The organism is Streptomyces sp. NPDC033165 (genome assembly GCF_055577965.1).
In genome coordinates this window covers 45993-56794 of record NZ_JBVIPK010000021.1, presented here as the reverse complement: position 1 = coordinate 56794, position 10802 = coordinate 45993, and the positions used below count along the sequence as shown (strand labels likewise).

At 72.4% G+C, this 10802-nt stretch carries 8 protein-coding genes and 2 pseudogenes; 6 read left to right on the top strand and 4 right to left on the bottom strand.

Going from position 1 to position 10802, the window contains the following annotated elements; all coding sequences use genetic code 11:
* Window positions 1-226 precede the first annotated feature (226 nt).
* The 4 genes from ACZ5WC_RS31640 (at window position 227) to ACZ5WC_RS31625 (ending at window position 2966) form a co-directional block, all read left to right on the top strand.
* Window positions 227-826: an NADPH-dependent FMN reductase gene (locus ACZ5WC_RS31640; RefSeq protein ID WP_468544036.1), complete on the top strand. Its 600-nt coding sequence runs from the start codon at window positions 227-229 to the stop codon at window positions 824-826.
* A 76-nt stretch (window positions 827-902) separates the two neighbouring features.
* Window positions 903-1874 (top strand): ATP-binding cassette domain-containing protein, encoded by a 972-nt coding sequence (locus tag ACZ5WC_RS31635; RefSeq protein WP_468544035.1) that lies wholly within the window; start codon window positions 903-905, stop codon window positions 1872-1874.
* Window positions 1871-2728, top strand: a complete 858-nt coding sequence (locus ACZ5WC_RS31630) for an ABC transporter permease (protein WP_096632865.1) — start codon at window positions 1871-1873, stop codon at window positions 2726-2728. The genes ACZ5WC_RS31635 and ACZ5WC_RS31630 overlap by 4 nt, the downstream gene beginning before the upstream one ends.
* A gap of 31 nt (window positions 2729-2759) precedes the next feature.
* Window positions 2760-2966, top strand: a complete 207-nt coding sequence (locus ACZ5WC_RS31625; RefSeq protein ID WP_468544039.1) for a hypothetical protein — start codon at window positions 2760-2762, stop codon at window positions 2964-2966.
* Window positions 2967-3061: 95 nt separating this feature from the next.
* On the opposite strand, the gene ACZ5WC_RS31620 is transcribed toward ACZ5WC_RS31625, so the two are convergent.
* From ACZ5WC_RS31620 to ACZ5WC_RS31605, 4 genes and pseudogenes are all read right to left on the bottom strand, one after another.
* Window positions 3062-6970, bottom strand: a complete 3909-nt coding sequence (locus ACZ5WC_RS31620) for an ATP-binding protein (RefSeq protein WP_468544034.1) — start codon at window positions 6968-6970, stop codon at window positions 3062-3064.
* Window positions 6971-7112: 142 nt separating this feature from the next.
* Window positions 7113-7535 (bottom strand): universal stress protein, encoded by a 423-nt coding sequence (locus ACZ5WC_RS31615; RefSeq protein ID WP_468544037.1) that lies wholly within the window; start codon window positions 7533-7535, stop codon window positions 7113-7115.
* Window positions 7536-7640: 105 nt separating this feature from the next.
* Window positions 7641-8317: pseudogene (locus ACZ5WC_RS31610) on the bottom strand (FMN reductase); the annotation flags it as partial.
* Window positions 8318-8322: 5 nt separating this feature from the next.
* A pseudogene (locus ACZ5WC_RS31605) lies at window positions 8323-9116 on the bottom strand (LLM class flavin-dependent oxidoreductase).
* A 144-nt stretch (window positions 9117-9260) separates the two neighbouring features.
* Here ACZ5WC_RS31605 and ACZ5WC_RS31600 point away from each other — a divergent pair.
* Both ACZ5WC_RS31600 and trpS read left to right on the top strand, forming a co-directional pair.
* Complete coding sequence (locus ACZ5WC_RS31600) at window positions 9261-9419, top strand: DUF6126 family protein (protein WP_468544033.1); 159 nt, start codon at window positions 9261-9263, stop codon at window positions 9417-9419.
* A gap of 242 nt (window positions 9420-9661) precedes the next feature.
* Window positions 9662-10738 carry a tryptophan--tRNA ligase gene (trpS, locus tag ACZ5WC_RS31595; RefSeq protein ID WP_468544032.1) on the top strand — a complete coding sequence of 359 codons (1077 nt, stop codon included), beginning with the start codon at window positions 9662-9664 and terminating at the stop codon, window positions 10736-10738.
* Window positions 10739-10802 lie beyond the last annotated feature (64 nt).

The window sequence follows — 10802 nt, the reverse complement described above, 5'->3', positions numbered from 1 at the left end:
CCCCCCCCCCCCCCCCCCCCCCCCCCCCCCCCCCCCCCCCCCCCCCCCCCCCCCCCCCCCCCCCCCCCCCCCCCCCCCCCCCCCCCCCCCCCTCCTCCCCCCCCCCCCCCCCCCCCCCCCCCCCCCCCCCCCCCCCCCCCCCCCCCCCCCCCCCCCCCCCCCCCCCCCCCCCCCCCGCCGTCTGGCGCCCAAAGGGTGAGGGGAACGGGAGGAGGAGGAGCGAGTGATGACGGACAGCAGGAGCGGTGACGGCAGGATCGAGGGCACCGGCGATCCGCTGCGTGTCGCGGTGATCATCGGCAGCACCCGCGAAGGGCGCATCGGCGACGCGGTCGGTCGTTGGTTCATGGAGCGGGCCCGGGACCGGACGGAGCTGGAGCTCGCCGTCCTGGATCTCGCCGAGTTCGACTTCCCCGTGCACTACCCGGGGCGGGCCACCGACCAGATGACGGAGTTCACCGAGGCGATCGCCGAGGCCGAGGCCTATGTCGTGATCACCCCGGAGTACAACCGCTCGTTCCCCGCCTCCCTGAAGCAGGCCATCGACTTCGCCTACGACGAGTGGCAGACCAAGCCGGTCGCGTTCGTGAGCTATGGACACGGCTCCGCCGGGCTGTATGCGGTGGAGCAGCTGCGCTCGGTTTTCACGGAGCTGCACACGGTGACCCTGAGGAACGGGGTGGCGCTCGACTTCCTCCAGCAGCCGCTGGAGGGGCGGTCGGGGGACTTCGGGCGGGACCGGGCCGTGGGACTGATGCTCGACCAGCTCGGCTGGTGGGGCTGGGCGCTGCGCGAGGCACGGGCCGCCCGCCCCTACGTCTCGTGACCACGGCCACCACCCCGCAGTCACTCGGACCGGCGCACATCGCAGACGCACACCGACGACCCACAAGGAATGGATCATGAGCACTGAACTGGCCATCGAGACGGCGGGGCTGGTGAAGGTCTTCGGCGACAACCGCGCTGTGGACGGCGTCGACCTCGCCGTCCCGACCGGCACCGTCTACGGCGTCCTCGGACCCAACGGCGCCGGGAAGACCACCACCGTCCGTATGCTCGCGACCTTGCTGCGCCCCGACGGCGGAACGGCCCGGGTGTTCGGCAAGGACGTGGTGAAGGACGCCGACGCGGTCCGCAGCCGGGTCAGTCTGACCGGGCAGTACGCCTCGGTGGACGAGGATCTGACCGGCGCGGAGAACCTCATCCTGCTCGGCCGGCTCCTCGGGCACTCGAAGCCCGCGGCCCGGGACCGGGCGGCCCAGCTGCTCGAAGGGTTCGGGCTGAGCGGGGCGGCGGGCAAGCAGGTGAAGAACTACTCCGGAGGCATGCGGCGACGCATCGACATCGCCGCGTCCATCCTGAACACCCCCGATGTGCTGTTCCTGGACGAACCGACCACCGGACTCGACCCCCGCAGCCGCAACCAGGTCTGGGACATCGTGCGGGCGGTCGTCGCCCACGGCACCACGGTTCTGCTGACCACCCAGTATCTGGACGAGGCCGACCAACTGGCCTCCCGTATCGCGGTGATCGACCACGGCAAGGTCATCGCCGAGGGCACCAAGGGCGAGCTCAAGGCCTCCGTCGGCTCCGGCACCGTCCATCTGCGGCTGCGTGACGCCGCCCAGCGGGCCGAGGCCCAGCAGGTCCTGGCTGTCGTGCTGAACGCGGTGGTCCAGCTGGACGCCGACCCCGTGGCACTGACCGCCCGGGTCGATGGGCACAGCACCGAGCAGGGCGCGGCGGAGCACGCCGGACGGGCTCTCGCCGAGCTGGCCCGCTGTGGCATCACGGTCGACAACTTCTCGCTGGGACAGCCCAGCCTCGACGAGGTCTTCCTCGCACTCACGGACAAGAAGGGAGCGGCGGCATGAGCACCACGACCGCCAAGACGGAGCTGGAAGACATCCCCCTCGCCGAGCCGGACCAGGAGCGCCTGTCGGCGCTGCTGGTGGGCCACGACCGCCCGCCGAGGCCCAGCGCACTGTCGGCATCGGTGACCTTCGGCTGGCGTGCCGTGCTGAAGATCAAGCATGTGCCGGAACAGCTCTTCGATGTCACGGCCTTCCCGATCATGCTGGTCCTGATGTACACGTATCTCTTCGGAGGGGCCCTGGCCGGCTCCACGGAGGAGTACATCCAGTTCCTGCTGCCCGGCATCATGGTGATGAGCGTCGTGATGATCACGATGTACACGGGCATCGCGGTCAACACCGATATCGCCAAGGGCGTCTTCGACCGGTTCCGCACTCTGCCGATCTGGCGGCCCGCACCGATGGTCGGCTATCTGCTCGGTGACGTCCTGCGCTATCTGCTGGCATCGGCGGTGATGCTCACCGTCGGCATGATCATCGGTTTCCGTCCGGCGGGCGGTGCACTCGGTGTGCTCGCCGGGATCGGCCTGCTGGTGGTGTTCTCGTTCGCGTTCTCCTGGATCTGGACGATGTTCGGTCTGCTGCTGCGGACCGAGAAGTCGGTCATGGGCGTCAGCATGATGGTGATCTTCCCGCTGACGTTCCTCAGCAACGTCTTCGTCGATCCGAGGACGATGCCGGGCTGGCTCCAGGCCTTCGTGAACAACAGCCCGGTCACCCACCTCGCCACGGCGGTGCGTGAGTTGATGGCGGGCAACTGGCCCGCTGCGGACGCCGCCTGGACGCTGGGCTGGTCCGCCGTGTTCCTGATGGTCTTCGGCGCGGTGACGATGCGGCTCTACAACCGCAAGTGACCGGTGGTCGCCGGGCCGGCGCCGTGCATCCTTGACCTTCCCGACGGGGGAAGCCCCAGCATCGGTGGGGGCCGGGCGGAAGGCGCCCGGTACGAGGAGGTACGAGGTAGACCTGCGGGCGGCGGTCATCGCGGCGGACGACCCGGAGGAGGCCGTACGCAGACTGGTCGCCCTGGCCCGCGCGGCGGGCGGGCCCGACAACGTGGCGTGTGTCGTCGCCGACGTGGTCGTGCGGTAGCGGGGGCGGGCCGGGACGGGACGACCGACGGGCCCCGGGGCGGGGAGAGCGGGGGCCGGAGCCGGCAGCCTGGGGCTGACTGTTGTGGGCTGGGGTTACAACTGCCAGTGGGGGGCCTGGTCGGGACGGTAGGCGCAGGTGGTTCCTGTCGTCACGGACGCCTTCAGGTGGGCTGCCAGGGAGGGGTGCAGGGTGTCCAGCTTGCGCAGGGTGTCGCGGATACGGGCGGTGACCGTCTTGCGGGCCCGCTCGGTCTGGTCACCCAGGCGGCGGGCACGGCCACCGAGCCCGGCGGCGGTGCGGAGTTCGTCGAGGAGGGCCTGACGTTCCCGGTCGTACTTCTCGACGAGCCGGGCGTCGTCCCGGGCCGCGGCTCGGTCTATCTCGGCGTCCAGCCGGGCCAGGTGTTCCTTGTACCGGCGCTTGGCTTCCTCGTCGAGCACCGGGTCGCCGCCGAGCTGCCCGGCGGCGACGACGAGGCTCCCGCCCTCGGGCGCGAGCAGGTGGACGGCCGGGATGTCGGCGCCGGGCTGTCCCAGCAGGCTGTGCAGGTCGCGCAGGCCCTTGGCGTCCGGTACATGCACGGTGACCCCGTCCCAACGCAGCTGCCACACCGGCCCGTTCCGCCGGAACTCGGCAGCGGGCGGGGACGGGGAGGGGGAGTGGGACTGGGACTGGGGAGGAGCGGGGGCGGGGGTGGGCGTTGCTCCGGTTTCGGCTCCGACTCCCGCTCCGGCTCGGGTACTGGCTCCGGTTCCCGCTCCTGCTCCCGCTCGCGCTCCGGTTCTGGCTGCGGGGTCGGCTCCGGGGCCCGCTTCGTTTCCGTGTCCTGTCCCGGCCTTCGCCTGCGCGCCTGCGCCTGCCCCTGCCTCTGAATCTGGCTCCAGTTCCGGGGGGCGGGGCTCGGCCGGGAGCCGGCCGCTGAACAGGGCTCGCGCGGTGGTGGGTTCGAGGGCCATGGATGCTGTGGGCGCGGTGGGGACGTTGGCGGTGGGGGGTGTGAGGAGGGCGGCGGCCTCGGAGGCCAGGTGGTCGAGGCCCAACTCTGTTGCTTCCCGCGCCACTTCGGTGAGCAGCCGCCGTGACTGCCTGGCGTCGCCCGTGCCGGTGACGCCCGCTCCCGTGCTTTCCGTGCCAGGGCTGCCCGTACGGGCACCGGCCGTGTCCGCGCGGGCGAGCAGGGAGCGGGCCAGGTGCAGTCGGGCGCGTACGGCCCAGGGGCGGGCGCCGAGACGGTCCGAGGAGGCGGCGGCCTCGGTGAGCGCCGCCACTGCCGCGTCCCGGTCGTCGCGGGCGGCGGCGAGCACCCCGAGCCAGAGGTCGACGGGGCCGCCGATGTCGCAGCCGTACAGCGAGACGACCCACTGGCCCGTGTAGGGGGTGAGCTCGTCCTCCGCGCGGGCGATGAGGCGGGGGTCGCCGGTGGCCGCGGCCGTCTGGGCGAGGAGCCTGAGCCACAGCGGCATGAACGCCCGCGGGTAGGGAGCGGCGCGTTCCTCGTGCTCGGCGACGAGGCGCAGGCCGGGCGTCGCGTCGCCCTGCTCCACCGCGGTGACGGCCTCCAGCAGCCTGGGATAGGGATACCCGCTGCCCGGAAGCTCGGTGAGGACCTCCTCGGCCTCGGCGAAGTGCCCCTGGAGCAGGTGCAGCGCCCAGTGCAGGTGATGCCCCATGAAGCCGAAGGCCACATGGTCGTTGCTCTCGGGGTCGAGCGCGTCGTCGTCGAGGGCGGTGGATGCCTCGGCGAACCGGCCTTGCAGAGAGGCGATCAGACTGCTGTCCACGGCGATGCCCAGGGCGAACCGGGGCAGCTGGGTCCGCTCGGCGAGCCGGACGAACGCGCGGAACTGGTCGAGGAAGGCTGGGTCGCCCAGCTCCAGCAGGGCCACCCACCGCATGGAGGTCGCGTGGAGCTCCATGTCCTGGTGGTGGGTGCGTCGGCCGACGACGGTCATCTCGTCGGTCAGCCCGAGCCGCTCGACCGCGGAGCCGAGGCCCCAGACGGAGTCGTGGCGCGCCCAGAGGGAGAAGGCGAGCGCTTCGTCGTCCGAGCCGCTCCGGGCCAGCGCCATGATGTGGATGGCCAGCTCCTGGGCGAGCCGGTCGTCGGAGAGGCCCTCCTGGCCCTCCTTGCCGGTGATCCTGTGGTGCGCTTCGGCGAGGAGGCTCCTCGTGGAGGCCTCGCGGCCGCCCAGGGCCCCTTCGCGGTAGAGGGTGATCGCCACCCGGGCCAGCAGCTCCGGTTCGTCCAGCTGCCGGGCCAGGGCGACCGCGCGGTCCAGGTGGCGTTGCGCTTCGGCCTCCTCCCCGGCGTGCCGGAGCTGCCCGGCGAGGTCGAGGGAGATCAGCGCGGTACGCCGGTGGTCGGGGCCCGTGTCCGCCGCGTCGGCCTCCGAGCCCGCCGAGCCGCCCAGTGAACCGTCCGCCGTGTCCGCCACCGTGAGGGCGCGGCGGTAGTGGGTGAGCGCCTCCTCGTCGGCGAGCCGCCCAGAGGCGTCCCGGGCGGCGGCCAGGAGCAGGTCGATCCGGCGGTCGCGGTCCAGCTCACCGCCCGCCAGGTGGGCGTGGCGGGCGAGGTCGCCGGGCCGTACCGCCTCGTCGAGGCCGCCGTGGGCGTCCAGGGCCCGTACGGCGTTCGCGTGACGGCGGCGGGCCTCCGCCTCGCCCAGGGAGGCGTACAGCGTCTCGCGCAGCAGGTCGTGGGCGAAGGCGTACTGCCCGGACGGGCGTGGGGCGACGACCCGGGCGACGACCGCCGACTCCAGCAGCCGGTCCACGTGGGGGGCCGGAGACCCGTGCACCACGGCCAGCACCTGGCGGCGGAACTCCCGGCCGAGCACGGCGGCGGTGGTCAGCAGGGAGACGACCGGCTCCGGCAGGAGGGCGAGCCGCTGCCGGACCGCCTCCCGCACGCCGGGCGGGATGGTGGAGACGGGGCTTCCGCTGTGCCAGAGCCGGGCGGTCTGCTCGACGAAGAAGGGGTTGCCGCCGGTCCGGCGGTGGACCTCGTCGACCAGTTCGGGCGTGGGTTCGCGGCCCGTCGTCACGGTCATCAGCGCCCCCACCTCCTCGCGGCCGAGGCCGGTCAGGGTGAGCGTCGCCGAGGCGCGGGAGACCAGCGGCAGGATGAGTGGCTGGAGGGGGTGTCCGGGGGCGTCCACCTCGACGTCCCGGTAGGTGCCGACCAGCAGCAGCCGCTCGAACCAGGCGTGCTGGGCGGCGAATTCGAGCAGCCGTAGCGAGGCGGGGTCGGCGCTGTGCAGATCGTCGAGGACGACCACCAGCGGCCGGCTCTGGGAGACCGTGACGAGGGCGGTGGTCACCGCGTCGAACAGCCCGAACGCCTCGACGCCCTCCGCAGCACCCGCGCCGACGGCCGTCCCGGGCCCGATGCCCGTCCCGGGTCCGAGGGCCGTGCCTGGCCCGGGCCCCGCTCCCGTACCGAGCCCCGCGATCTGGCTGGTTCCCGCGCCCGCACCGGGTTCCGGGCCGTGCACGGCGGCGGAACCGTGCGTCGGACTCTCGGGCGGGCCCGCGGAACCGTGTGTCGGACTCTCCTGCCCACCCGCGGAGCCGGAGCCCTGGCTTTCCGCGCCCCCGCGTGCACCGTGTTCACCGCGGGTCTCCGCGCCCCCGTGGGCGCTGTGCGGGCCGTGTCCGACATGGGCCCCCGCCCCCGGGTCGCCGAGCAGCACACCGAGCCGGCCGTCCGAGGCCTCCTGGGCCGCTGACCACTCCGTCGCTGTTGCCGACCGGCGCAGGGCGCGCAGCACCTGCACCCAGGGCCAGTAGCCGGGGGTGCTGTCGGAGTCCCAGCACGAACCGCCGACCACCAGCGCACCGCGCCGCCGCGCCTCGTGCGCGGCGTCGGTGACGAGGGTGGTCTTGCCGATCCCGGCCTCGCCCGTGACCAGCACGAGACCGCCGTGGCTGTCCGTCGCCCGGGCGATCTCCGAGCGAAGGATGCCTGCGGGGTGGTCGCGCCCGAACAGAGCAGGGGTCATGCCCACACGATAGGAGCACCCACTGACAACGGCTCCCCGTTTTGCCCGGCACCCGGACGGCGCCCGGCACTTGGACGGCGCCCGGCACCCGGAAGGCGCCCGGCACCCGCGCGGCTGCCGACAGCCTGGCGGTGTCCGGCGGTCAGTCGCGTACCACCGTCACCGGGCATGGAGCGTGCTGGGCGACGGTGAGGCTTACCGAGCCGAGCAGGGCGGCCTTGAAGCCGCTGTAGCCGCGGGCCCCCACCACGAGCAGACGGGCGCCCTTCGCGCGCTCCAGCAGCACCTGCGCCGGGTTGCCGATGACCACGATCTTGCTGACCGCGGCCGCTCCCTCCGCGCCGAGGGCCTCTTCCAGCGCCTCGGTCAGCGAGACGCTGGCCACCGCCTGCGGATCGAAGTCCTCCGGCATGCCCGGCATCATCGAGGCCCAGCTGGTCGCGGGGTACTCCCAGGCGTTCACCGCCTCCACGGTGTCACCGGTCAGCTCGGCCTGGCGTACGGCCCAGTGCACTGCCTTGACCGACTCCTCGGAGCCGTCCACGCCCACGACGATCCTGCCCATGCCTGCCTCCAGCTCACTCCGGTCGTCCCGGCTCGGTACAGCGTCTGCCTTCACTGTAGTCAGACGGACAATTCCGAAGGGCTGCCTCAGCCCAGTCGCAGGTCCGCCCAGTCGCAGGTCCGCGAGCTGCCGCTCGAAGGGGACGACCGCGTCCTCCCCGTCGTACCCCTCCCCGGCGTCCGGGCGCGGTCCGCGTGAGGCTCCGGAGACCGTACGGCCCAGGACCGCCGAGGCCAGCTCGCGGCCCGCGCGCCGGATCCGGGACGGCAGGCCCTCGGTGTACTCGTCACCGGAGGAGCCCCAGTGCTCGGAGGCCGCGTAGACGTCGGTACGGTGACGGCCCGCAGGTAGGCGAAGAGGGGGCGCAGTGCGTGCTCCAGAACCAGCGAGTGCCGGGCCGTACCGCCCGTTGCGGCGATCACGACGGGCTTGCCGGTCAGCGAGGTGTTGTCGATCAGGTCGAAGAAGGACTTGAACAGACCGCTGGACGAGGCGGTGAACACCGGCGTGACGGCGATCGGCCCGTCGGCCTCCGTCACGGCCTCGATCGCCTCCCGCAGCCCGGCCGACGGAAACCCGCTGACCATATGGTTCGCGATGTCCACGGCGAGGTCGCGCAGCTCGATGACACGGACCTCGACGTCCCGGTCCTCCCGGTTCCGGTCCGCCGTGAGCTGTTCGCGGGTGGCGGCGTCCAGCCGGTCGGCCGGCAGCCGGGTCGAGGACGGCTGGCCCAGCCCGGCCGAGACGGCGACGACGCGCAGGGGTGTGGTGGCGAACATGGAGGTCAAGCCCCCTTTCCCAAGGATCGGGCGGCGGCTGCCGCCGGGTGGACGGGTGCGGTCTCCGGTACCCCGGCCGGTCGCAGGTTGGCGAACTCCTTGCGCAGCACGGGTACGACCTCCTCGCCGAGGATGTCGAGCTGCTCCAGGACCGTCTTCAGCGGCAGCCCCGCGTGGTCCATCAGGAACAGCTGCCGCTGGTAGTCGCCCACCGCGTCCCGGAACGTCAGCGTCCGCTCGATGACCTCCTGCGGGGAGCCCACGGTCAGCGGGGTCTCGCGGGTGAAGTCCTCCAGGGACGGGCCGTGGCCGTAGACAGGGGCGTTGTCGAAGTAGGGGCGGAACTCCCGTACCGCGTCCTGCGAGTTCTTGCGCATGAACACCTGGCCGCCGAGTCCGACGATGGCCTGTTCGGCGGTTCTATGGCCGTAGTGGGCGTACCGGCGCCTGTAGAGGGACACCGTTTTCCTGTCATGAGGTCGACGCGGCCGTCCGCGAGGTGCTGGAGGGTGGCGTGGTCCTCGGCGATCTTCACAGGGTCGTTGGTGGTGATCAGTGTGGTGGAGGTGGACAGGATCAGGTTCTCGGTGCGGGCGGCGATGTGGCCGAGGGTCGTGGTCGGGGAGGACGGGACGAACGGCGGGTTGTGGTGCTCGCCGGTCGCGAAGACGTCCATGCCGACTTCTTCGGCCTTCTGCGCGATGGCGAGGGTGGCCTTGATCCGCTCGTTCTCGGTGGGAGTCCGGCCGGTGGTCGCGTCGGTCGTGACGTCCCCGACGGTGAAGATCCCGAACTGCATGGTGTCCGCCTTCCTGAGTCCCGGTCGTGGATCGGGGACCCCGGCCGATTTGGTTGAACATTGAACTGCAACCTGTGGCGGGGCCCCCTTCCGTCCTATTCCGCGCGACAGGGGCCCCTCCGGGCCCGCGCGTACCCTGGAACGGTGAACGAGCGGGAGAAGGACAGCAGGGACAGCGACGACAACGAGGAATGGAAGGCGCGCGGAGTGTTCCTGCGCGTCTTCGTCTACGTCTTCGCGACGCACCTGTTCGCCGGTTTCATCTGGCTCCTCTTCTCCGTGGGCGAGCACGCGCAGAAGTAGAGGCGTACGCGGAAGCCCGCCCCGTACACTGGGGGCCATGACCTCCGTCCTGTGCCGAAACTGGTGGCGCTCCTCCTAGGAGCGGCCACAGCATCTGCACGGAACCAGGGCCGTTCGACAAGGACGGCCCTTTTCGCTGCCCTCGTACGGCTCTCCGCCTTCGTACGGCGCGGACACGGACACCAAGCGCACCGGCGGGGCCGTCCTCCACGCATCCACCCACGCGAGGAGAGGCACCCACCATGACGACGACCACCACCACGGCCACCGCACCCGCCACAGCCCCCGCCCCCGCCGAGCGCCGCAGCGCCGAGCTGGAACAGCAGCTGGCCCAGGACCCCGCCCGCTTCCGGGTCCTCACCGGCGACCGACCCACCGGCCCCCTCCACCTCGGCCACTACTTCGGCACCCTGCGCAACAGGGTTCGCCTCCAGGACCTCGGCGTGGACGTGTTCGTTCTGATCGCCGACTACCAGGTGTTCACCGACCGGGACACCGCCGAGCGGCTGGGGGAGTACACGGACGGGCTGCTCCTGGACTACCTGGCCCTCGGCATCGACCCCGCCCGGTCCACCGTCTTCAACCACAGCGCCGTCCCCGCGCTCAACCAGCTCCTGCTGCCCTTCCTCAGCCTCGTCTCCGTCGCGGAGCTCGGCCGCAATCCCACGGTCAAGGACGAGATCGCGCACTCACGGCAGTCGGCGGTCAGCGGGCTGATGTACACCTACCCGGCCCACCAGGCCGCCGACATCCTCTTCTGCAAGGGCAACGTGGTCCCGGTCGGCCAGGACCAGCTGCCCCACCTCGAACTCACCCGGACGATCGCCCGCCGCTTCAACGAGCGGTACGGGAACCTCTTCCCGGAACCGGACGCCCTGCTGTCCGCCGCGCCCCTCCTCCTGGGCACCGACGGCACCAAGATGAGCAAGAGCCGGGCCAACTCCATCCCCCTCGGAGCCACCGCCGACGAGACGGCCCGCCTGATCAGGGGCGCGACCACGGACGCCGACCGGCGCATCACCTACGACCCCGACAGCCGCCCCGGTGTCTCCTCCCTCGTCCTGCTGGCCGCCCTCTGCCTGGAGCGGGACCCGCACGAGCTCGCGGCGGAGATCGGCGACGGCGGAGCGGCTGCTCTCAAGCGGACGGTGACCGACGCCGTCAACAGCCGCCTGGCCCCCTTCCGGGCCCGGCGGGCGGAGTACGCGGCCGATCCGGCGTACGTACGGTCCGTGCTGCGCGCCGGCAACGAGCGGGCCGACGCGCTCGCGGAAGCCACCCTGGAGGAGGTGCGCGAGGCCATGGGAACGTTCCGGTGATCCGGTAGCGGCCCGCACAGGGACCACGCGTACGGCCCCTGCGCGGCGACTGCGCAGGGGCCGA